General features: G+C 66.5%; 18 protein-coding genes. 10 read left to right on the plus strand and 8 right to left on the minus strand.

The features are described 5' to 3' along the window. Window positions 1-26: 26 nt before the first annotated feature. From VGV37_RS08420 to VGV37_RS08440, 5 genes are all read left to right on the plus strand, one after another. Window positions 27-398 carry a DUF6916 family protein gene (locus VGV37_RS08420; protein ID WP_326879206.1) on the plus strand — a complete coding sequence of 124 codons (372 nt, stop codon included), beginning with the start codon at window positions 27-29 and terminating at the stop codon, window positions 396-398. Window positions 399-532: 134 nt separating this feature from the next. After that, window positions 533-1,366, plus strand: a complete 834-nt coding sequence (locus tag VGV37_RS08425; RefSeq protein WP_326879207.1) for a nitroreductase family protein — start codon at window positions 533-535, stop codon at window positions 1,364-1,366. A 113-nt stretch (window positions 1,367-1,479) separates the two neighbouring features. Further along, complete coding sequence (locus VGV37_RS08430) at window positions 1,480-3,261, plus strand: ABC transporter ATP-binding protein (RefSeq protein WP_326879208.1); 1,782 nt, start codon at window positions 1,480-1,482, stop codon at window positions 3,259-3,261. Further along, window positions 3,258-4,040, plus strand: coding sequence for a hypothetical protein (locus VGV37_RS08435; RefSeq protein ID WP_326879209.1), 783 nt, complete (start codon window positions 3,258-3,260; stop codon window positions 4,038-4,040). Before VGV37_RS08430 ends, VGV37_RS08435 begins: the two co-directional genes overlap by 4 nt. A gap of 183 nt (window positions 4,041-4,223) precedes the next feature. Then, window positions 4,224-5,102, plus strand: coding sequence for an AraC family transcriptional regulator (locus VGV37_RS08440; protein WP_326879210.1), 879 nt, complete (start codon window positions 4,224-4,226; stop codon window positions 5,100-5,102). A gap of 92 nt (window positions 5,103-5,194) precedes the next feature. Here the strand turns inward: VGV37_RS08440 and VGV37_RS08445 are convergent, their stop codons facing one another. The 4 genes from VGV37_RS08445 to VGV37_RS08460 form a co-directional block, all read right to left on the minus strand. After that, on the minus strand, window positions 5,195-5,968 hold the full coding sequence (locus VGV37_RS08445) for a tetratricopeptide repeat protein (protein ID WP_326879211.1): 774 nt from the start codon (window positions 5,966-5,968) through the stop codon (window positions 5,195-5,197). Between the two features lie 10 nt (window positions 5,969-5,978). After that, complete coding sequence (locus VGV37_RS08450; RefSeq protein WP_326879212.1) at window positions 5,979-6,659, minus strand: Fe2+-dependent dioxygenase; 681 nt, start codon at window positions 6,657-6,659, stop codon at window positions 5,979-5,981. A 2-nt stretch (window positions 6,660-6,661) separates the two neighbouring features. After that, window positions 6,662-8,860 (minus strand): TonB-dependent siderophore receptor, encoded by a 2,199-nt coding sequence (locus tag VGV37_RS08455; RefSeq protein WP_326879213.1) that lies wholly within the window; start codon window positions 8,858-8,860, stop codon window positions 6,662-6,664. Window positions 8,861-9,062: 202 nt separating this feature from the next. Then, window positions 9,063-12,392: a response regulator gene (locus VGV37_RS08460; protein ID WP_326879214.1), complete on the minus strand. Its 3,330-nt coding sequence runs from the start codon at window positions 12,390-12,392 to the stop codon at window positions 9,063-9,065. A gap of 236 nt (window positions 12,393-12,628) precedes the next feature. Between VGV37_RS08460 and VGV37_RS08465 the strand changes: the two genes are divergently transcribed. After that, window positions 12,629-13,681 (plus strand): NAD-dependent epimerase/dehydratase family protein, encoded by a 1,053-nt coding sequence (locus VGV37_RS08465; protein ID WP_326879215.1) that lies wholly within the window; start codon window positions 12,629-12,631, stop codon window positions 13,679-13,681. Here the strand turns inward: VGV37_RS08465 and VGV37_RS08470 are convergent. Next, the gene (locus tag VGV37_RS08470; RefSeq protein ID WP_326879216.1) at window positions 13,654-14,622 is read right to left on the minus strand and encodes a GlxA family transcriptional regulator; all 969 of its coding nucleotides are present in this window, start codon (window positions 14,620-14,622) and stop codon (window positions 13,654-13,656) included. The genes VGV37_RS08465 and VGV37_RS08470 overlap by 28 nt on opposite strands. Window positions 14,623-14,732: 110 nt before the next feature. Here VGV37_RS08470 and VGV37_RS08475 point away from each other — a divergent pair, with 110 nt between their 5' ends. Genes VGV37_RS08475 through VGV37_RS08485 form a run of 3 tightly spaced genes read left to right on the plus strand, consistent with a single transcriptional unit; the run spans window position 14,733 to window position 16,565 of the window. Continuing rightward, on the plus strand, window positions 14,733-15,428 hold the full coding sequence (locus VGV37_RS08475; RefSeq protein WP_326879217.1) for a DJ-1/PfpI family protein: 696 nt from the start codon (window positions 14,733-14,735) through the stop codon (window positions 15,426-15,428). 17 nt (window positions 15,429-15,445) lie between these two features. Next, complete coding sequence (locus VGV37_RS08480; RefSeq protein WP_326879218.1) at window positions 15,446-16,021, plus strand: cytochrome c oxidase assembly protein; 576 nt, start codon at window positions 15,446-15,448, stop codon at window positions 16,019-16,021. A 4-nt stretch (window positions 16,022-16,025) separates the two neighbouring features. Next, the gene (locus tag VGV37_RS08485) at window positions 16,026-16,565 is read left to right on the plus strand and encodes a hypothetical protein (protein WP_326879219.1); all 540 of its coding nucleotides are present in this window, start codon (window positions 16,026-16,028) and stop codon (window positions 16,563-16,565) included. Between the two features lie 34 nt (window positions 16,566-16,599). Here VGV37_RS08485 and VGV37_RS08490 read toward each other — a convergent pair whose 3' ends face one another. Further along, window positions 16,600-17,217, minus strand: coding sequence for a LysE family translocator (locus VGV37_RS08490; protein ID WP_326879220.1), 618 nt, complete (start codon window positions 17,215-17,217; stop codon window positions 16,600-16,602). A gap of 689 nt (window positions 17,218-17,906) precedes the next feature. On the opposite strand from VGV37_RS08490, the gene VGV37_RS08495 reads away from it, so the two are divergent. After that, entirely contained in the window at window positions 17,907-18,137 is a 231-nt protein-coding gene (locus VGV37_RS08495) for a hypothetical protein (RefSeq protein ID WP_326879221.1), read from the plus strand. A gap of 198 nt (window positions 18,138-18,335) precedes the next feature. Here the strand turns inward: VGV37_RS08495 and VGV37_RS08500 are convergent, their stop codons facing one another. Next, a complete protein-coding gene (locus VGV37_RS08500) occupies window positions 18,336-20,351 on the minus strand; it encodes a M13 family metallopeptidase (protein WP_326879222.1) in 2,016 nt (671 codons plus the stop codon). 41 nt (window positions 20,352-20,392) lie between these two features. Then, complete coding sequence (locus VGV37_RS08505; protein WP_326879223.1) at window positions 20,393-22,066, minus strand: M3 family oligoendopeptidase; 1,674 nt, start codon at window positions 22,064-22,066, stop codon at window positions 20,393-20,395. Between the last annotated feature and the right edge of the window lie 52 nt (window positions 22,067-22,118).

Consider the following 22,118-nt stretch of genomic DNA (forward strand, 5'->3'; position numbering starts at 1 on the left):
CCAGATTGTCTTCCCGGCGGCAGATATTGGCGGGAGCCGGCACCGTTGCCATCGGCCTCGCGGGTCTCGGCAAGGTCGCCTGGGCCGGGGCGATGGTCGATCATCGGACCCCGCAGATCACGGCGGCGACGTTCACGCCGTTCGTCGACGGTTATTTCAAGGTCTATAACGACGGCAAGCCGATGCCGACGCTGAAGCTCGTCAAGATCCTCCAGCAGGCACGCGGCACTCGCCCGTCCGCTCTGCGCGATCCGTTCTCGCTGATCCTCGCGACCATGGACGGCCTGCCACTGGCGGCGGACCTCCATCGGGTGCAGCTGCCAGATCGGCAATGGGTCGACATGTTCCTCAGCCCCATCTCGTCGGATTCCACGCGATACGAAGCGGCGTTCACCTAAAATCTCCGGAGCGACGAGGGCCGTGCCGCAGGGCCGGCCCATCATCTTCCTTCGCCTCCATTTGGCGCTTCCCAGCATGCACCCGCATCGGCTAAGCACGGTCGTCCCGTTCGCCTGGCCGGAGCCATGCCCTCATGATCGACGACCTCGGTGCGGCCGTTTCCGAGCTGTTGCGCAGCCATCGTTCGATCCGTCGTTTCAAGACCGACCCGATCGCCCCCGCACTGATCGAGCGGATCTGCGACGATGCGATCCGCGGCTCCTCCTCTTCGGGCAACCTCAATAGCTTCGCGCTGGTGCTGACCGAGGACCCGGCCCGCAAGGATCATCTGTGCGCATTGCATTACGACCAGCCGATGATCCGGCAGGCGCCGCTGCTCATCACCTTCTGCGCCGACGTGCATCGCACCCGCCGCTGGCTGGCACTGCGCGACGCGCGGGATAATTTCAACAATCTGCAGGGCTTCCTCGTCGCGGCGTTCGACGCGATCATCCTGGCGCAGAGCGTGGCGCTCGGCTGCGAGGCCCACGGGCTCGGCATCTGCTATCTGGGCACGACGGTCGACGCGGCGACCGAGATCGCGAAATATCTGGAGCTGCCGGAGACCTGCGTGCCCGTGACCAGCCTGGTCGTGGGCTACCCGGACGAGGCGCCGGCGGCGCGCGATCGGCTGGCGCTCGGGGCCTACCTGCATCGCGAGCGCTACCGGCCGCCGGCCGACGAAGACCTGCTGGGCCTCTACGCCGATCGCGAGATCAAGGGCTGGCAACGCTACCAGGCGCTGGGTCCGGGAATGGCTCAACAGATGGCCGACCACGGCATCACGTCGCTCGCCCAGTTCTATACGAGCGATCTGAAATATACGCCGTCGCGCTGCGAAGCGACCTCGGAACAGTTCAGCCAGCTACTGATCGACAGCGGCTATACCGACCGCCTGCGCGCGACGGCGCGACGCCGAGAGGACTGAGCCCCGCCTCACTCCCGGTTGCGGCCCATCGCTTTACACTTGAAATTTCATAATACTTCCGATATCGGATTGATTGCGCTCTCGGGACCGTTTCGGGAGCCATGGAGAGTCCGATGTCCGCGCTGCCCCCGACCGTCCGTTCCGACAATCCGCCCGAAAGCGTCCGGCGCTTCGTGCTGCGCCACCTGCGGGCCGATCTGCCGCGGGTCGTCTGGTTCCTGCTCGGCCAGGTGGTCTTCGTCGGCCTGACCGTCGCGTCGACCCGGCTGATCGGCAACGCGGTCGAGCTGGCCGGTCGGGAGACCGACCTCGCGACCTTCGTCACCCGCTTCGGCGAAATCCTGGGCGTGTTCACGCTCGCCGTGCTGTTCCGCTGGCTGGCCGACCGGGCGATCAACAAGCACACCGCCGATGCCATGGTCGAGATCTATCGGGCCGGGTTCGAGAAATGCCAAGGCTTCGATACCAGCTGGCATGCCGATGCCTTCGCCGGCTCGACCTCGCGCAAGATCACTCGCGCCGCCCAGGGCTACGACATGTTCGTCAGCGTCTGCTATTTCCTGTTCGTGCCGTCGGTGCTGCTGGTGCTGATCACGGCCGGCACCATCGTGAACGACAGCGCGCTCGCGGCCGCCGCGATGATCCTGGGCGCCGTCGTCTATTTCATCGTGATCGCCTGGTACAACCTGACGCGCGTCATGCCGGCGATGAAGGATGCGTTCGCCCAGGACAGCAAGATCACCGGCGAACTGGTCGACGTGCTGGGCAACAATGCGGCCGTCAAATCCTGGGCGACCGAGCCCGGTGAACACGAGCGGTTCCGCAAGGCGGTCCGGACCTGGCACGGGAAGATCATGGCCGGCTGGAACGGCGCGGTGAACAGTGGCGCGCTGTCTTCGTCGATCTCCGCGGTCATCCTGATCCTGCCGATCGCCATCGTCGTGGTCGAGGCGCGCCGCGGGCTGGTCGAGGCCGGTACCGTCGCCATGGTGATCGGCGCCGGCTTCGTGTTGCGTGGCTGGCTCGGCAACATGGGCCAGGGCATGCGCGAGGCCCAGAACGCCGTATCGGAAATGACCGAGCTGCTGGCGCTGATGGCCCGGCCGAACGAAGCGGAAGAGGATGCCGGCCTCGCCGAGTTCGAGCCCGGCCCGGGCGCCATCCGGTTCGAGCGGCTGGGCTTTCGCTATGCCGAGGCGAACGGTTCGGTGTTCGAGGAGCTGGACGTGACGATCGAGGCCGGCCAGACGGTCGCATTGGTCGGCCCGTCGGGCAGTGGCAAGAGCACTTTCGTCAAGCTGCTGCTGGGGCTCTACCGGCCGGACGGCGGCCGCATCCTGATCGACGGCCAGGACGTCGGGCGCTGTACCCGCGCGAGCTTCCGGCGCGAGATCGCCCTGGTGCCGCAGGATCCGGTGCTGTTTCATCGGACGATCGCCGACAACATCGCCTATGGCCTGCCCGGCGCCACGCGCGAGCAGGTGCGGGATGCGGCGCGGCGCGCCCGGCTCGACGAGATGATCGAAGGCCTGCCGGCCGGGTACGAGACCCTGGTCGGCGAGCGTGGCATCAAGCTGTCGGGCGGCGAGCGTCAACGGGTCGCGATCGCCCGCGCGCTGGTCGCGGCCCGCCCGGTCCTGGTGTTCGACGAGGCGACATCGAGCCTCGATACCGAGAACGAGCATGCGATCCAGCAGGCGCTGGCCCAGGCGATGAGCGGACGGACCACGATCATCGTGGCGCACCGCCTGTCGACCATCCGCCACGCCGACCGGATACTGGTGTTCGAGCACGGCCGGATCGTCGAGGACGGCTCGCACGACCAATTGGCCAAGCGCCCGGGCGGCCTCTATGCCCGGCTGCTGACCGCCGACCGGGAGCAACAGGCGGCATGAGGTTGCTGACCCGCTCCCTGGACAGCCCGTCCCGCATCCTCCGGCAATATGACGCCGAGATGCGAGCGGAACCGCCGCCGGAACCGGGCGTGTCGCGCGTCTGGTCCGGCGGCGTGCTCCGCACCACCGGGCAGTACCATTGCATCGGCTATTCGACCCTGGCCGGATGCGACGTCGACCGCGAGATCGCGACCCAAGCCGCGTTCTTCCGCATGCTGGGCGCGACGGTGGAATGGAAGGTCTACGGCCACGACCGGCCGGCCGACCTTGAGGACCGGCTGGCCCGCGCCGGCTTCGTGGCCGAGCCGACCGAGCATCTGATGGTGCTCGACCTGCAGGCCGGCGGCTTCGACGACCTGCCGCCGGACGGCATCGACCTGCGCCAGGTCCGCTCCGCGGCCGCCCTCGACGATTACGTCCTGGCCGTCGGCACCGCCTTCGATCGGGACGAATCGAGGACGGTCGAGGCTTACGGCACCCGCCTCGCCGACCCGACCCTGGCGCTGCTGGTGGCCTACGACGGCCAGTGTCCGATCGCGGCCGGCCGGCTGGAAATGCCGCCCGGCCGATGCTTCGCCAGCCTGTGGGGCGGCGGCACCGTGCCCGGCCACCGCGGCCGCGGCATCTATCGCGCCATGGTCGCCGCCCGCGCCTGGGAAGCGCTGTGGCGCGGCTACCGCTACCTGACCGTCGACGCCCGCGACACGAGCCGGCCGATCCTGGAACAGTTGGGGTTCGTGGAGCTGACAACGGTTACGGGCTGGGTGCTGGAAGCGTAGGGCTGCCGACTGAACTTGGTCGGGACTGGCTGTTTACGATCCTACTTTACCGTTCACCTGCAAATTGGGCTCGCCTGTAAGCGGTTGCTGGCGGGCGTCGGTCTAGTCATGCCAAACCGCAAGATCGGTCGAGCACGTTACGGCCATTTGCGACCAAGTTGGAGCTGCCACGGAGGATGGACGATGAAGGCGGCACTTGAAAACTACCATGCCCGAATGCAGCGGGTGCTGGACCACATAGACCGGCATCTGGACGACGATCTGGGTCTGGAAGCGGTCAGCGGTGTTGCCGCCTTCTCGAAATTTCATTTCCACCGGCAGTTCAAGGCAACCTTCGGGTTGTCCGTGCATCGCTATGTCCAGCTCGCTCGCATGAAGCGCGCTTCGTACCGGCTGGCGTACAGGGACGTCCAAAGCGTCACGGACATAGCGATGGATGCCGGTTACGAGGCACCGGATGCCTTCGCCCGCGCCTTTCGGCAACGGTTCGGGCAATCGCCTTCCTTGTTCCGGAAGTCTCCCGACTGGGAGCCGTGGCTTGCGGCCTTCGGGCCTTTCGACAACGCGAGGAGCAAGCTCATGAAGACCTTTACCACTGACGACGTGATGATTCGCGATGTGCCACCCACGCCGGTCGCGATCATGGAGCATCGGGGCAACCCGGCAACGATCGGCGCCACCGTCCAGCGGTTCATCGCGTGGCGCAAGGCCGCTGGCCTGCACCCCAAGACAAGTCCGACGTTCAATGTCTGGCGTTCGGAACGGCGACCTGCGTCGCCTGCCGATTATAGCATGGACCTTTGTGTCGGGACCGACCAACCGATCGAGGCAAACGGCGAGCAGATCAAAGCCAGCGTGATCCCTGGCGGACGCTGCGCGGTGCTGCGGGTCATCGGCAACACCGACAATCTGGAGCCCGCTGCGCTCTACCTCTATCGGGATTGGCTGCCGGCAAGTGGCGAAGAGGCGGGAGACTTCCCGATCTATTGCCAACGGCTCAGCTTTTTCCCGGAAGTGCCGGAGCATGAAACGGTCGCGGAACTTTTCCTGCCGCTGAAATAGCGCCCTTTGACGCCGGCCTGTCCCTTCCGATCGCAAGAAGCGGGCAGGCCGTTGTCCACTCATCTGCCTGAAATCCTGAGCGAGTTCTCGCCCTACACCAAGCCCCGCACCCGCTCCCCCACCGCAACCAGGGCCGGCACGCGGCTCGCCAACAGCCTCTCCGCAATAGCCGCGCGCATGTCGGGCGTGCCGCCTTCGGCCGCGCGCCAGAACCAGTCGGCGGCGGCGGGGATGTCGCCGCGCTGGACGAGTGCCGTCGCGTAATTGTACTGCGCGCGGAAATAGCCGCCCTCGGCGGAGCGGCGGTACCAGTCGAAGGCGGCGGCCAGGTCCTTGTCCGTGCCCCAGCCCTCCTCGTAGCACCGCGCGGCGAGGTTCATGGCGCGGGCGTGGCCCTGGGCTGCGGCCTTGAGGTACCAAGCGAGCGCCTGTGCCGGATCCCGCGCCACCCCGTTGCCGTCGAGGAACAGGTGGCCGAGATTGTACTGGCCCCAATCGTTGCCGGCCGCCGCGGCCTTGCCGTACCAGGTTGCGGCGGCGGCGATGTCGGCCGGCACGCCCCAGCCATATTCGAAGCAGCGGCCGAGCATGTTCATGGCGTCGGCATCGTGCGATCGCGCGGCGGTCTTGAACCAGCGCACCGCCGCCGCTTCGTCCTTGGGCAGGCCGGTGCCGTCGAGCAGCATGCGGCCGAGCCGCACCTGCGCCTCGGTCAGGCCGCCCTCGGCGGCGACGCGAACCCAGCGGGCGGCGATCGCGGGATCGCCGCTCAACAGCTGGTGCAGTTCGTGGCTCGACATCCGCGCCAGCTTGGCCGCATCGGGCTCCTCGTGCGGACCCGCCGCCTGGCGTCTGCGCGACCACATGGGTTCAGCCCTAGACCTCGGCCCAGCGGCGCAGCAGGTTGTGATAGCAGGCGGTCAGCCGCACCGTCGTCGGCGAGTCCGGCGCGGCCTGGCCGATCTCGCGGATCGCCATGTCCAGGTCGAACAGCAGGCTGCGCTCGCCATCGTCCTTGACCAGGCTCTGGGTCCAAAAGAAGGCCGCGACCCGGGCGCCGCGCGTGACCGGCATGACCTGGTGCAGGCTGGTCGCCGGATAGAGCACCATGTCGCCGGCCGCGAGCTTGACCGAATGGGTGCCGTAGGTGTCTTCGACGACCAGTTCGCCGCCGTCATATTCATCCGGCGTACTCAGGAACAGGGTCGCCGACACGTCGGTCCGGACGCGGTGCGCCGTGCCCGGCACCTGGCGGATCGCATTGTCGACATGGGCGCCGAACGCCATGCCCGGCACATAGCGGTTGAACAGCGGCGGATAGACATGGCGCGGCAGGGCGGCGGCCAGGAAGTCCGGGCTGCGTTCCAGCGCACGCAGCACCAGATCGCTCAGCTCGCGCGCGACCGGATCATGCTCGGGCAATTGCAGGTTCGCCTTGACCCGGGCGGACTGATGGCCGGCGGTCAGCCGGCCATCGTGCCAATCCGCCCGGTCGAGCCGATCGCGACATGTGGCGACCTGCTCGGCTGTCAGAACCCCGGGGATCGTCAACAGCATCGTCAGAACGTGAAGCTGGTCGAGAGGATCACCGTGCGGCCGGCACCTGGAACGACGTGATTTTCCGCCGCCGAGGTGTAATAGGCCGCGTCGTAATAGGTCTTGTCGAACAGGTTCGTGGCGTTAACCTGCAGCTTCACATTATCGGTCACCTGGTAGGATGCGACGGCATTGAAGATGACGTAGCCGGGCAGATTGGCCTGCTGGGCGAAATCGGCGTAGCGATGGCCCAGCCAGTTGGCGCCGCCGCCGATCATCCAATCGTCGGTCAGGTTGTATTCCGTGAAGATGTTCCCGGAGTTGCGGGCGACGTTCTGCAGGAACTCGCCCACATTGGCAGTCGTTCCCGACTTCGTGGTCTTCGCATCGAGATAGGTATAGCCGGCATAGATCTCCCACGCCGGGGTGATGTAGCCGCTGACGCCCAGTTCGAAGCCCTTCACCAGCTGATTGCCGGCCAGGGTCGTGATGCCCGGATGGTCCGGATCGTTGGTCTGGGCATTGTCGACTTCGGTATGGAACACCGCGGCGTTGACGTTGAGCGCGCCACCCAGCCACGAGGTCTTGGCGCCGCCCTCGTAGGTCTTGGCCTCGACCGGCCCCAGGCCGGATGTCTTGGCCGTCAAGGTCAGCGCCTCGGCCGACGGATCGAACGATGTGCCGTACGAGAAATAATAGCTCTGGCTATCGTCGGGCTTCAGCACGATGGCGGCGCGCGGGCTCGTCTCGTGATCGGTCGCATCGAGATGGAGCGTGGTATGCGAGGCCACGGTATACTGGTTGAAGCTGGCCGCGAACCGGTCGTACCGGACGCCGCCGATCACATCGACGTAGGGGCCGATCTGGATGGTGTCGGTCAGGTAGCCGGCGCTGGTGAACGCCGTCGTGTTCTGCTGGGACGAAATGCCTTGCGGCGGCTGGATCATGTTCGAATTCGGATCGAGCAGCGGGGTCTCGGGCACGAAACTGTTGTTCTTGTTGAACGGGTTGTTGAAGCGGCCGATGTCGGAGGTCTGGCGACCGAACTCGGCGCCCACGATCAGGATGTGGTTGACCGGGCCGGTCTGGAACCGGGCCGTGACATCGGTCTGGTTGGTGATGTTGGTCTGGTCGCCCTGGCTCGACGGCGCATCGCGCCCGACCACGATCGTGCTCAGCGGCGTGCTTGGGGTTGGGACCTTGGACCCGAAATTCGGCGCGCTGAAGTGATAGCCGAACAGATAGCTGGCGCCGCGCAGCGTGTCGGAAATCGACAGGTCCTGGTTGAACTCGTGCTTGATGCGGATCGTCGCGATGTCGTCCCGCGTCGTGTTCGAGTCGGAGTTGAGGCCGTAGAAGTTCGAGCGCTTGACCGGCGCCGGCTCGCCATTGATGAACGGAATGCCGAAATCGGGAACGTTGTTCTCTTCCTGATGCAGGTAGGACAAGGTCAGCGTGGTCGGTGTGCCGAGGCCGATCGCATAGGATGGTGCGAAGCCCCAGCGCTCGTTGTGGGCGCGGTCGCGATCGGCGACGTCCGACCGCTCGTCCATCGCATTGAGCCGGATCGCCGAGGTATCGGACAGCGGCTGGTTCACGTCGGCGGTGCCGCGCAACAGGGCATTGGTCCCGACCGAAGCGGTGCCGGAATAGAGCGGCGCCAAGGTCGGCGCTTTGCTGACCTGATTGATCACGCCGCCGGTCGATCCGCGACCGAACAGCACCGCGGACGGTCCCTTCAGGACCTCGACCTGGTCGAGGTCGAAACTGTCGCGGGTGTAGATGGCCGCGTCGCGGATGCCGTCGAGGAAGAAATCGTTGAAGGCGGAAAAGCCGCGCAGGTTGACCGTATCGCCGCGCGCGGCACCTTCGCCGGAATTGAAGGTGATGCCTGGCACGTTCTTCAACGCATCCTGCAGCCGCGTCGCGGCCTGATCCTTCAGGAGTTGCTGGTTGACGACGTTGATCGTCTGCGGCGCGTCCTGCAGGCCGGTCGGCAGCTTGTCGTTGACGAGTGCACGCACGCCGGTGACGGTGATCTGCTCGACCGGCTTGGCATCGGCCTGCTGCTTCGCCTGATCGTTCGACGCCGTCTGGGCGAAGGCGCCCGACAAGCTCGCGGCCGACGTCACGCAGAAGGTCGTCGCGGTCAGCGCCGGTTGCGGCAGCCCCAGGAACGAAGAACGACGCGGATTTCCGCCAACCGAACCCAATGAACGCATTTTCGAAATCCCACCCTTTGTCTTCGGCGGGAAGGAAGCGATTTCAGCACCGAAACCCTCGGTAGCCGGGTCGCCCGTTCCCGCTGTCTCCATCGACGGAGCGGACACTAAGCGGGCATCGGCTCATTTGCAAACGATTATCAATACCATTCGCAACTGCTTGGCGCATGACTGCCGCGTGACGCCGTTCCCGGGAAATGGTTCAAAGCCAGCGATCGATCGTGCCGATGAAGCGTTCGGGATCGAACGGCTTGGTCACGAAATCATCCATGCCGACCGCCAGGCAGGCCTCGCGCGCGCCCGTCAGCAGGGTCGCCGTCATGGCGATGATCGGCACCCGCGCCATGGCGCCGGCCGAGGCGCGGATGCGTTTGGTCGCCTGCAGCCCGTCCAGACCCGGCATCTGCAGATCCATCAGCACCAGATCGTAGGCCTGGCTCTCGATCGCGACCACGGCCGCATCGCCGTCGGTCACCGTGTCGACGACGAAACCGGCGTCGAGCAGGATCGTCTCGGCAACCTGCCGGTTGATGAAGTTATCGTCGGCGACCAGGATGCGGCCGTGTCGCACCGCGGCCAGAACCCGGGAGACCTCGGACGCGTCGACCGCCAAGGCCTGCCGCAGCGCCTCGATCATGGGCTGCCGCGCCGGCGGCTTGGCCACGATCGCTTTCGCGTCGGGCATCTCGGCCCGCCCGAGCGTCGTCAGCAGGACCAGCCGCGAGCCGTCGGCCCCGGCCAGCAGCAGGCGCAGGATCTCGGCATCCCGATCGGCGATCGCCTCGTCGGCCAGGATCGCGTCGAACGGCTGGGGCGCCGTGCGGATCGCATTCAAGGCGGCGAGCGCGTCGCCGGTCTCGGTGACCAACGCCTTCGCCTCGCGCAGCCACCGCCCGCAGATCGCCCGCCGCGGGGCGAAGTGGTCGACCAGCAGCACGCGGCGCCCGGCCAGATCGATCGACGGAACCGGAACCCGGGCATCGGCATGGCGCAACGGCACCTCGACCCAGAATCGGCTGCCGCCGCCCGGCCGATCCTCGGCGCCGATCGTGCCACCCATCAGATCGGTCAGGCATTTCGAGATATTGAGGCCCAGGCCGCTGCCGCCGAAGCGGCGCGCGATCGATCCATCGGCCTGCTGGAACTTCTGGAACAGCTTGCCCTTGGCCTCGGCGCTGAGGCCGATCCCAGTGTCCTCGATCGCGAACCGGATCCGGCTGCGCGCCGCTCCGGTTCCCGACGACGTGTCGATCAAGGGATCGCGCGGCAGTGGCTCGGCGGTGATCTCGACCATCACATGGCCACGCTCGGTGAATTTGACCGCGTTCGAGATGAGGTTCAGCAAGACCTGCCGCAGACGCGACGGATCTCCGTGGAACGCGCGGCGTGCCGCCGGATCGAGCCAGCAGACCAGCTCGATCCCTTTCGCGGCCGCGCGCGGCGCTGCCAGTTCGACGGTCTTTTCGACCACGTCCTGAAGCGGAAATTCGATCGTTTCGAGTTCGACCTGACCCGCTTCCAATTTCGAGACATCCAGGATGTCGTTGATCAGGTCCAGCAGCACGTCGGCCGAATACCGCACCGCTTCGGCGAATTTTCGCTGCTCGGGCGCGAGATTCGTGTCGAGCAGCAGGGCGTTCATCCCGAGCACGCCGTTCATCGGCGTGCGGATTTCATGGCTCATGGTCGCGAGGAATTCGCTCTTCGCCCGGTTCGCCGCCTCTGCCGCTTCGCGTGCCTGGATCAACTGGCCCGCCTGAACTTCGAGATCGAGCTTGGCACCCTCGATCTCGTGCTCGCGCGCGACCGCGTCGGTGACGTCGCGGATCAGCGCCAGATACCCGCCATTGGCGGTCGGCACGCAGCGCCGCTCGATCCAGCGGCCGGACCCCAAATGATGCCGGTCTTGCAGCGGCACGCCCTCACGGATCGACCGGCGTCGCGCCTCGATCAAGCCCTGGGCCGATCCGCTGCCGTAGAAATCGGCCGACGCCAGGGCCGCGAGCAGGATGCCCAGCGGATCGTCGCTGGCGTCGGCGATCGAGGGATCGAGATCCAGCAGCGCCAGGAGCTGCCGGTTCCAGGCGACCAGTTGCGGCGTCCCGTCCAGCAGCGCGATGCCATCAGGCGTATTGTCGAGAACGGCGCTCAGCCTCGCGTGCTGGAGTTCCAGAGCCGCAGCGCCGCGCCGACGATCGGTGATGTCGCGCGCGCCGAAATGGACCCGCGCGATCCGGCCCGTGTCGTCCGGCATCGGAACGACCACGACCTCCCAATCGCGGCGATCATCCGGCCCCTCGCCCTCGGCGATTTCGAACTTGAACGGCTGCCGGGTCGACACGGCCGTCGCCACATGTTCGTGGATCACGGCGGCGCCGGCCGGCGCCACGATCTCCTCGACCGGGCGTCCGCCCATACCGACGGGGTCGATGCCCAGGAAATTGCCCTCGACCCGGTTGCTGGTCTCGAACCGGACTGTGCCGTCCCAGGCGATTTCGAAAACGATGAGATTGTCGGGCGAATGGTCGAAGGCGGCGCGGAACAGCCGTTCAGCCGATTGACGCCGGCGAACCTGGGTACCGAGCCGCCATCCGATGGCACTGATTGCCAGGATGATGCCGATCAGACCGCCGACCTCGATCTGGGCGTAACGCCACCAGGCACTCAATATTTCGTCGCGGCCGAACGAGACGACGGCAACAAGCGGAAAACGCTCGGCGCTGTAGTAGCCGGTGATGCGCTCGATCTGGTCGAGCATCGACACGTGGCCGAAGTTCCCGAATGCCGCCTTTGGCAGATAAGCTCGAAACAGCAGGTTGTCCGACAGGTCGCGGCCGATTTCGCTCGATTGGAACGGTTGTTCCGCAAGCAGGGTGCCATTCCGGTTGAGCAGGCGGATCGCCCCGTCGGTTCCGACGTCGAGCGTGCCGTAATATCGTTGGAACGACGTCTGGCTCAAGGTCGCCAACGCGACCCCGGCAAAGCTGCCGTCCGCATGATTGAGCCGACGCGAGACCGGGATGATCCATTCGTTGCTCGACTTGCTGACGACCGGCGCGCCGATGTGCAGGGCGAGATCCGCATGCTCCCGATGATACTGGAAATATTCGCGATCCGAATTGTTCATGCCCGCCGGCGTCGATGGCAGGCCAGTCGCCAGCCATTCGCCGGCCTCGCCATAGACGAACAGCCCGAACAGTCCCGGCACCGTCGTGAGCTGGGTCGCGAGATGGTGGTCCAGCCGGTCGAGCGCTGCCGCGCCGATGCCATCCGCCTCGACCCGCTCGGCAATGTCCGTCAGGATCGAGTTGGCGCTCTGCACGACGTCGTCGGCGTGCTTGGCCAGCGAACGCGCCAGATTCTGCGTCTCGGTCTGGGCATGCTCCAGTTCGATCGCGCGCGATTGCAGGATCACCCAGCCGTCAACCAGCGCCAGGGAGAGACAGGCCAACAGCACGAACCCGAGAATGCCGGACGATGATGCGCGCCGAGGCTTCGAGGCCACGCGGCTCGGATCTGAAATGGACGTCACCGGGCCGCTCTCCAAACAGGTTCAAGGAAAACAGCTTAGCCTACCCATGGTTAAGCGAACCCTGCCGGTCCGGAGCATGTTCCGAGCTAGCCACAGCCGGTCGCGGCGCTCTTTCCATTCGTCGGCGAGGGCTCTAGGCTGGCGCTTTGATGGTTTTGGCGGCGGCGACCGATCAACGGTACCGCGGAGACGGGACGGCAAGCCGTTCCGTTCGGAAAAGCGGGGTATCAAACCCGATGTTTCGCCTGCTCATCCTCGGCGGCACTCAGTTCCTGGGCCGCCATCTGGTCGAGGCCGCCGTGGCGCGGCATCACCAGGTCACGCTGTTCACGCGCGGCAAGACCAACCCGGCCCTCTTCCCCCAGATCGAGCGCCTGGTCGGCGACCGGGCCGGCGATCTGCGGGCACTGACCGGCCGGCGCTGGGATGCCGTGATCGATACGTCGGGTTATGTACCGCGCCTGGTCCGCCATGCCGCCCTGACCCTCGAAGGGGCCGTGGGCCACTACACGTTCGTTTCGTCGATCTCGGTCTATTCTGCCCCGCTGCCGCGCGGGCTGGACGAGGCCCACCCGATCGCGACCCGGCTCGACGATCCGTCGACCGAGGAGATCCAGCCATCGACCTACGGGCCGCTCAAAGCCCGCGCCGAGACCGCGGTCGACGCGATCCTGCCCGGCCGGACGCTCATCATCAGGCCGGGCCTGATCGTCGGCCCGCACGACCCTTCCGATCGCTTCAGCTATTGGCCGTGGCGGCTCGCCCGCGGCGGCGCCGTGCTGGCGCCCGGCCGGCAACGCGCGCCGATCCAGGTGATCGACGGCCGCGATCTCGCGCATTGGATGGTCGCCATGGCGGAATCCCAGGCGACGGGAACCTATAACGCTGCCGGGCCGGCAGCGCCGATCACGATGGCCGACCTGCTGAAGACCGGCCGGTCGGCGCTGGGTGCCGATGCCGATCTGCATTGGGTCGACGACGCTTTCCTGCTGCAGCAGGGCATCGGCATCGACCGGGGCATGCCCGCCGAGACACTGCCGCTCTGGTTGCCCGCACGCGAGAAGGTGCTGGCCGGCCTGTTCGCGATCGACAGCCGCCGGGCGATCGCCGCCGGCCTGAAGTTCCGGCCGCTCGCGGATACGTTCCGCGACACCGCCGACTGGCTGGGTACGCGCGATCCGACCCGCAGTTGGCGCACCGGCCTCAGCCTGGAACGCGAGGCCGTCTTGCTCGCCGCCTGGCGCCAAGGCCAGCTCGCCGATCACTCGGCGGCGAAGCGCGCCCGATAATCCAACGGGCAGACGCCGAGGCGACGCTGGAACGTGCGGCGCATACGCTCCTCGTCGCCGAAGCCGAAATCGAGCGCGATCCGCTTCAGCGGCCGGTCGGTCGCCTCGAGCGCCCGGCGCGCAGCTTCGAGCCGCAGCGCCTCGACCATGCGCGCCGGCGTCCGGCCGGCCTTGGCCGCATAGGCGCGGGCGAAGGTGCGCGCCGACATGCCCGCCTGCTCGGCCAGCCGCTCCACCTTGATTTCCTCGGCCAGATGTTCGCGCACCCAGGCGTGCAGCCCGGCGAAATCCTGGTCGGCGGCGATCTGCGCCTCGAGTGCCGCACTGAACTGGGCCTGGCCACCCGGCCGTTTCAGGAAGACCACCAGATGGCGCGCGATCAGCATGGCCTTGTCATGCCCCAGGTCGTCCTGGATCAGCGCCAGGGACAGATCGATTCCGGCGGTGACGCCGGCCGACGTCCAGATACCGCCATCGCGAATGAAGATCGGCTCCGGCACCACTTCGATCTTGGGAAACCGCCGCTGCAGATCGTCGGCAGCCCACCAGTGGGTCGCCACACGCCGGCCGTCGAGCAGCCCGGCCTTCGCCAGCAGATAGGCGCCGGTACAGACCGACGCCAAGCGGCGCACCTTTGGCGCCAGGTCGCGGATCGCCTGCACCAGCGTATCGTCATGCATCGCCCGCCGCGTGCCGATGCCGCCCGCCACGATCAGCGTGTCGAGTTCCACGCCGTCGAGATCGGCAAGCGCCTGGGTCAACACGACCAGACCGCCCGAGGTCCTGAGCGCGCCGCCGTCCCGCGAGACCACCAACGGCTCGTAAGGCGGCGCGCCCTTGGCACCCTGCAACTCGTTGGCGCTCGCGAAACATTGGAACGGGCCGCTGATGTCGAGCAGGTGGCCATCCGTCACGGCGAGCACGGCGATCTTGCGGGGCATGGCATTCTCCCTGGCAGAAAAGGAGGGGGATTTGACGTAGCTGCCAAGGATGCCACCCTGCACTATCGCCCTGCGGCCGTCGAGGCCGTCCCATCACGGTGGAGCGTCGCGTGGAAAAGAATTCCTTCCGGATCGGCTTCGTCCTGTTTCCGGGCATGACCCAGCTCGATCTCACCGGACCCTACGAGGTCCTGGCCCGCCTGCCGAATGCGACGATCCACCTGGTCTGGAAGGATCTGGCACCCGTCGCGTCGGACCGGGGCCTTGCGATCGTGCCGACCGATACGCTCGAGACCTGCCCCACGCTCGACCTGATCTGCGTACCGGGCGGTCCCGGCATCAACGCGCTGCTGACCGACCAGACCGTGCTGGAATTCATCCGGCACCAGGCCTGGGGCGCGCAATACGTGACCTCGGTCTGCACCGGCGCCCTGGTGCTGGGGGCTGCCGGCCTGCTGCACGGCAAGCGCGCGACTACCCACTGGATGTCGCATGACCTGCTGGCAGAATTCGGCGCGATTCCGGTCAAGGCGCGGGTCGTCAGCGACGGCCGGACCATCACCGGCGGGGGTGTCACGGCCGGCATCGATTTCGCGCTGACGGTGATTGCCGAGATCGCCGGCCGGGAATTGGCGGAGGCGATCGAGCTCGGCCTGGAGTACGACCCGAAACCGCCGTTCGGTACCGGAACGCCCGAGCGGGCCGGTGCCGAGCTGGTAGCGCGGATGCAGTCGCGCTCCGCCAAGATCCAGGGCATTCGGATCGAGCAGGTGCGCCGAGCTGCCGCAGCGCTCGTGCCGGCCTGATCGGGTAGCGTCCGCGCATGAACGAATCGCAAAATAAAGACGGCCAGCGCCGCAGCCGGCGCCTGGCCCTGGTCCTGGCGGGTGGTGTGGTCGGCATGGTGGCGTTGAGCTATGCCGCGGCCGTGTTCTATCAGCTGATCTGCCGCGAGGCTGGCCTGGGCGGTGCCACGCAGATCGCTCAGGAGGTACCGGACAAGACTTTCGACCGGACCATCACCGTGCGGTTCGACACGGCGGTCCAGCCGGACCTGCCCTGGGCATTCTATCCGGTCCAGCGCGAGATCAAGGTCAAGGTCGGCGAGAATGCGTTGGTCATGTTCCGCGCCGAGAACAAGTCCGACGAACCGGTGATGGGCCAGGCCGTCTACAACGTGACGCCGGACAAGATCGGGCCATATTTCTTCAAGGTCGCCTGCTTCTGCTTCGACGTGCAGACCCTGGCGCCACACGAGGTCGCCGACATGCCGGTCAGCCTGTTCCTGGATCCGAAACTGCTGAAGGACCGCAATGCCGATGATGTCGGCGTCGTGACCTTGTCCTATACGTTCTTCAAGGCCTCGACCCAGCCGACCCAGGTCAGCGAGGCGAAATAGGCCGATGCGCTGGCGTACCGCCCTTTCGCTCGGCGCCGCCGCGGGCCTCGTGGCCGGCCTCGCGGGCGTCGCCATGGTCGAGCTGACCCGACCGGCCGAAGCTGTCACGGCGGGACCGGTCGCCGTCGACTTCCGCCTTGGCGACGCGGCAGGCCAGACCGTGACGCCGAAGAGTTTCCCCGGCCGCTGGCTGCTGATCGACCTCGACCAGCCGGATTGCACCTGTGACCGCCCGGGCCGCATCGACGCGATCGGCCAGGCCATGAAGCTGATGGGCCGGCGCGGCCGCGAGGTGCATATCCTGGTCGCCTCGCCCGATCCAGCCATCGCTGCCGTTCCGGTCGCCGATAGCGAGCGCAGCGGTGCTACCGGCCCGGCCGAGACTTTCCTCCGCTTGCGCCGCGCCCTGGTGGCGCCGGATCCCCGTTCGCCAATGCTGGTGCTGCTCCATCCCGACGGCAGCCTGGACCGGACGATCGAGGGGCCGATCAAGGGCGAGCAGCTGGCCAAGGACCTGCTGAAATACCTGACGCGCGGCTACTGAGGCCGCCGTCGCGGGTGGACGCGGCTTCCGCCGATCATTTGTTGCGCAGCAACGCGAGCGCAGTGCCGGCACCCATCAGCAGGCCGCCCGAGATCCGGTTGCGCAGCTGGCCGCGCCCGGCAAGCAGGCCGCGGGCGCGGCCCGAGAGCAGCGCCCATCCGCCGTCGACCAGCAGGGCCAGGACGAGGAAGGTCGTCGAGAGGATTGCGACCTGCGTGGCAACGTCCCCGCTCGTCGTCAGAAACTGCGGGAAGAACGCGCCGTAGAACAGCAGCGTCTTCGGGTTGGTCAGCGAGACCAGCAGGGCCCGCAGGTAGATCGCGCGCGGCGACTTCGGCTGCGGCCGGGTCCGCGTCAGGTCGATCGCGGGCGCGCGCCACTGCAAGATGCCCAGATAGACCAGGTAGGCGACGCCGATCCAGCGCAGCCCCTCGAACCAGATGCCGGCTGTTGCCAGCAACTCCGTCATGCCGAGCGCGGTGAAGGCGAGCTGGATCACCATGGCCGAACTGGTCCCGGCCACCGTCAGGAGGCCGTATTTCGGTCCGTAAGCGATACTGTTGGCGGTGATCAAGGCGACGTTCGGCCCGGGGATCAGCATGAGAACGGTGACGGCGGCAACAAACGTCAAAAAAAGACCGGGGTCGATCATGTGGCTCTCCCAAGAAAGTAGGCTGATCGGCGGGAGTCCTGAAACGAAAACCCCGCCGGAAAAGGCGGGGTGCGGTTGACGGCAATGCTTAGGCGATCGTCAGGATCGTCGCATTCCGGCCCCATCCACGCGCACGTCGCCCGCCGCGGTCGAAACTCGATCGCATTGTCGTTGCGCCGCGGCGGGAAGGATCTGCGTCATGCCCCGATCGTAGGGGGCCGCGGGACGAAGCGTCAATCGGCGAAATCCACCGCCCGCGATGATCGTTTTCGCCACCGGATGGCGGAAACTACCATTTTCCCGCGAACCCTTTCGCAGTGTCTTTCGGATTATCCTTCATAAACAGCCGGTTAGACCGTGCCAAGCGAGTTGGCATGCGGCGTGAAATAGCTCTTTCATCGGCGCTGAAGCGTAGCGCGAAGCCGGCGGAAAGAGGACCCAGTCCCGCCGATGCTTCGAGCAGGCGATCAGCAAAGATGGAAGTGACGGCAGACGGAACGGACAAGACGCCGAAGCATGTCTGGCTTGGCGGAGCCCCCCTTACTTGGATGATCCGGCAGCCGTCACTTCAAACCGACAGATGAATTCTGGTTGAGACCCGCGCGAGCCCCGGCAACACCGGCGAGGCCCCAAGGCGGGAACGCTACCCCCTTGTCCCGAGGGACGGGGAGATGAACGGAGTACGGAAGATGTCGACGAAGAATATCTGCCTCGCCCTGGTCGCCGTTGCGCTGACTGCCGGTCTCGGCACCGTGGCGCATGCCCACCGCAGCCTGGCCGTGCCGACCGCGGCGACCGTGCCGGCCGCCTGCACCACGAGCTATGAAACGGTCACCGGCGCGGACGGCCGCCCGGTTTCGGTGACCACCCTGACCTGCTCGCGCTCCGCCCAGCGGCTCGCGAACGGGGCAGCCCTCTAACCGGGGCTGCCAACCCCACGTCCCGGACGGAGTCGCGGCTGGGCGGGACGTGGGCACCTTCTTCGAACAATCGATTTGCCTCGCGTGGCCGCCTCTGCGGCTCCGCGAAGCAGAGCGCCCCTCGCGAGAGGGACGCGAAGCCCCCCGTTCCGGACGGAGTCGCGGCTGGACGGAACGGGGGATTTCACGGGAGGCGGTCTACCAGACGCGGCAGGCGTTGGGGCGGACCATCGGGTCCGCTGCCTTGCAGGCGAACGCCTTCTTGAATTCCGGCATGTTCGAGACGACACCGTTCACCCGGTATTTGGCGGTCGAATGCGGATCGTTGAGCGCCTGGTAGCGGACCGCCTCGTCCCGGTCGTTCTCGCACCAGACCTGGGCGAACCCCAGGAAGAAGCGCTGGTCCGGCGTGAAGCCGTCGATCGGCGCGGTCTTCCTGCCCTTCAGCCGCCGCTGCAGCGCCTGGAAGGCGATATGGGCGCCGCCATTGTCGGCCGTATTCTCGCCCAGGGTCAGCCGACCGTTCAGTTTCACGTCGCCGACCGCCGTGTAGGCCGAATATTGATCGGCGATGCAACTCGCCCGGGTCTCGAACTTCTGAGCGTCCTCCTTGGTCCACCAGTCGTGCAGATTGCCGTCCTTGTCGAAACGGCGCCCCTGGTCGTCGAAGCCGTGGGTCATCTCATGGCCGATGACCAGCCCGATGGCGCCATAATTGACCGCATCGTCCTGGGTCGGATCGAAGAACGGCGGCTGCAGGAAGCCGGCCGGGAAATTGATGTCGTTGCGCAACCACGCGTAATAGGCGTTCACCGTCGGCGGGGTCATGCTCCATTCCAGGCGATCGACCGGCTTGCCGATCTTGGCCAGATCGCGCCGGGTCTCGAACCGGTCTGCACGAAAACCATCACCCAGGTAATCGTCCCGCACGACATCCAGCGTCGAGTAGTCGCGCCATTTCTCGGGATGGCCGATCTTGCGGCCCATTGCGCCCAGCTTTTCCAGCGCTCGCTGCTTCGTCTCGGCGCCCATCCAGGGCAGGTTGCGGATGTCGGCGGCATAGGCCGTCTTGAGGTCGGTGATGAGCTGGCTGATGCGCTTTTCGGATTCCGGCGGATAGGCCTTGGCGACATACAGCTTGCCCAGCGCCTCGCCCAGCGCGCGATCGGTCGCGATGACGCAGCGCCGCCAGCGCGGCTGCTGGTCTTTCGCCCCGTTCAGCACCTGGTCGTAGAAGGCGAAATTCTCGTCGACGAACGCCTTGGGCAGCAGGGGTGCGGCCCGATGCACCAGATGCCAGGTCAGATAGGTCTTGATGTCGTCGAGCGACGTCGTGCCCAGCGACGCGTCGAATGCGGCCAGGAATTCCGGCTCGGCGATATTCAGGTCGTCGAAACGCGGCGCACCCGTCGCGCTGAGATACGCGGCCCAGTCGAACGACGACGCCAAGCCCGCGAGATCGGCCGAGGGCCGCTTGTGATAGATCGCACTCGGATCGCGCCGGCGCAGCCGATTGAGCGACTCCTTAGCCAGCGCGGTCTCGATCGCCATTACCACCGTCGCTTTGGACTCCGCCGCTTCCGGTGCATCGCCGAGCAGCCCGAACATCTTGGCGACATGGCTCGCATAGGCGGCACGCTGCTCGACCGACTTTGGATCGGTCTTGAAGTAATAGTCGCGGTCCGGCAGGCCCAGCCCGCCCTGCTCGACTGCCGCGATGTCCTGCCCGGTGTTCTTGAAGTCGGGCTGCGCGCCGAAACCGAAGAAGACGTTGACGCCGATTTCGTGCAGATGGGCCAGCAGGGCCGCCAGGTCTTTTTTGTCGGCGAGGGCCGCGACGCGGGCCAGTTCCGGCTGCAGCGGTGCTATCCCGCGGGCCTCGATCCCCGCCTCGTCGCTGCAGGCGGCAAAGAAGTCGCCGACCTGTTTCGCCTCGCCCGACGGGTCGGCCGCAGCGGCATCGAGAATCTGCCGCAGGACGTCGCGATTATGGGTCGCCAACTCGTTGAACCGGCCCCAGCGGATCTGGTCGGCCGGCACCGGGTTGTTCTGGATCCAGGCCCCGCAAGCAAACTTGTAGAAGTCCTGGCACGGGGCGACTGACCGGTCGAGGAACGCGGGATCGAACGAGTGGGTCGCCGTCTCGGCGCGCGCGATGCCTACCGACAGCAGCGTTGCAACGGCGAGCCCGACCAGGGCCGAAATCTGGCGCATGCAGACTCTATTCCTCGTGACGGGCGATCGTGGATGGATCGTCAGGCTGCCAGCACCTTCTCGGCCTCGCTCACCACCTCGGCAAGCGCGCCTGGCGCGAATGGCGACACGAGGCCGGCCGAGCGTACCAGATCCTGGAACGAGGCCGAGCCTCCACGGGCACAGAGGGCGATATAGGCCTCGAGGCTGCGCCGGTAGTCGCGCCGCGACTTGACCCAGAACTGCATCGCGCAACACAGCGCCAGCGTATAGTCGATGTAATAGAACGGCAGGGAGTAAATGTGACGCTTCGCCTGCCAGCGGCCGCCCTTTTCGCAATAGGCGATGTCGCCATAGTCGGTCCAGGGCATGTAGCGTCGTTCGAGGCTGTGCCAGACCGCATGCCGCTCGTCCGTGGTCATGTCCGGCCGCGCATAGATCTCGTGCTGGAAATGGTCGACGCAGACGCCATAGGGCAGGAAGGCGAGCGAATCGATCAGATGCATCCTGCGGAACCGGTCGGCCGCGTCGGCGCCGACCATCAGCTCCATCTGCGGATGGGACAGGAACTCGAGCCCCATCGAGTTGATCTCGGCCGCCTCCATGGTCGGCCACAGATAGTCGATGCCCGGCTGATGGCGGCTTTCCCAATTCTGGAAGGCGTGGCCCATCTCGTGGACGAAGACCTTGATGTCATGGTCCGTGCCGTTGAAATTGGCGAAAATGAACGGCACGCCATGGGTCGGGAACGAGGTGCAGAACCCGCCGCCGGCCTTGGCCTCGCGATTCTTCAGGTCGAGGAAGCCGCCCTCGTTCATCAGGCGATAGAAATCGCCCAGGCGCTTGTCCATGTTGTCGAACATGGTCTGGGCCTGGGCGACCAGGAAATCATGGTCGCCGGCCGGCACCGGATTGCCGGCGGAATCGGTCAGGCTCTCGTCCCAGAACCGGATCCTGTCCCAGCCGTTCTCGCGGCGGCGCGCTTCCATCACTCTCGCGATCAGCGGCACGACATGCTCGGCGACCTGGTCGCGGTAACGCGCGACGTCGGCCGCGTCATAGTCGACCCGGCGCATGCGCCGATAGCCGAGTGGGATGTAGCTGTCGTAGCCGAGCTTCAAGGCCATGGCATGCCGCAGCTTCACCAGCTTGTCATAGATCTCGTCCAGTTCGGCGCCATGGGCTTCGAAGAATGCCCAGCGCACGCGCTCGGCCCGATGCCGCGTCTCGCGGTCGAGAGCCTGGGCGAAGGGTTCGATGCCGGCGAGATTGACGGCCTGCCCATCGATCTCCAGCTTGGCCGCCGACAGGATCTCGGTGTACCGCGCGCCGAGCTTGGCTTCCTCCTCGAGATCCTTGGCAATGACCGGATCGAAGGTCGTGACGTCGGTTTCCCACAGCCGGATCGCATGGGCGCCGACCAACTGTTCCAGACCGGCACGGTCGGCGTCCGCCAGCAGCCGGCGCTTCACCGCGACCTCGAGCCCAGTCGCGTCGGGCGACAGCGCATCGCAATAGTCGCGCGCCTCCTTGGCCGCCACGTCGGCGGTATCCTGCTGGAAACGCAAGCCCACCAGCGCGCTCCAGCTGTCGTATTCCCGACGTACCGTGTCCCATGCCGCGACGGCCTCGGCGCGGCTGCCCCGATCCAGCAAGGCGTCGATCGCCTGGTAGCGGGCGGCCAAGCTGTCCTTGGTCGGGGTCGCGACCGAGATGTCGGCGAATCGAAGCGGCATGTCTGTTCCTTTCACGCGAAACCATCGTCGGCCGGACATTGCCAGAGGCGCC

Source organism: Aliidongia sp. (assembly GCF_035943795.1).
In the GTDB taxonomy this organism is placed as follows: domain Bacteria; phylum Pseudomonadota; class Alphaproteobacteria; order ATCC43930; family CGMCC-115725; genus Aliidongia.

Coding starts and splice junctions, on each gene's coding strand:
- VGV37_RS08470 (WP_326879216.1), bottom strand. CDS start 14,622: ATGCCCCGCAAGATCGCCGTGCTCGCCGTGACGGATGGCCACCTGCTC.
- VGV37_RS08445 (WP_326879211.1), bottom strand. CDS start 5,968: ATGTGGTCGCGCAGACGCCAGGCGGCGGGTCCGCACGAGGAGCCCGAT.
- VGV37_RS08450 (WP_326879212.1), bottom strand. CDS start 6,659: ATGCTGTTGACGATCCCCGGGGTTCTGACAGCCGAGCAGGTCGCCACA.
- VGV37_RS08485 (WP_326879219.1), top strand. CDS start 16,026: ATGCGCTGGCGTACCGCCCTTTCGCTCGGCGCCGCCGCGGGCCTCGTG.
- VGV37_RS08455 (WP_326879213.1), bottom strand. CDS start 8,860: ATGCGTTCATTGGGTTCGGTTGGCGGAAATCCGCGTCGTTCTTCGTTC.
- VGV37_RS08425 (WP_326879207.1), top strand. CDS start 533: ATGATCGACGACCTCGGTGCGGCCGTTTCCGAGCTGTTGCGCAGCCAT.
- VGV37_RS08430 (WP_326879208.1), top strand. CDS start 1,480: ATGTCCGCGCTGCCCCCGACCGTCCGTTCCGACAATCCGCCCGAAAGC.
- VGV37_RS08490 (WP_326879220.1), bottom strand. CDS start 17,217: ATGATCGACCCCGGTCTTTTTTTGACGTTTGTTGCCGCCGTCACCGTT.
- VGV37_RS08500 (WP_326879222.1), bottom strand. CDS start 20,351: ATGCGCCAGATTTCGGCCCTGGTCGGGCTCGCCGTTGCAACGCTGCTG.
- VGV37_RS08440 (WP_326879210.1), top strand. CDS start 4,224: ATGAAGGCGGCACTTGAAAACTACCATGCCCGAATGCAGCGGGTGCTG.
- VGV37_RS08480 (WP_326879218.1), top strand. CDS start 15,446: ATGAACGAATCGCAAAATAAAGACGGCCAGCGCCGCAGCCGGCGCCTG.
- VGV37_RS08465 (WP_326879215.1), top strand. CDS start 12,629: ATGTTTCGCCTGCTCATCCTCGGCGGCACTCAGTTCCTGGGCCGCCAT.
- VGV37_RS08495 (WP_326879221.1), top strand. CDS start 17,907: ATGTCGACGAAGAATATCTGCCTCGCCCTGGTCGCCGTTGCGCTGACT.
- VGV37_RS08435 (WP_326879209.1), top strand. CDS start 3,258: ATGAGGTTGCTGACCCGCTCCCTGGACAGCCCGTCCCGCATCCTCCGG.
- VGV37_RS08505 (WP_326879223.1), bottom strand. CDS start 22,066: ATGCCGCTTCGATTCGCCGACATCTCGGTCGCGACCCCGACCAAGGAC.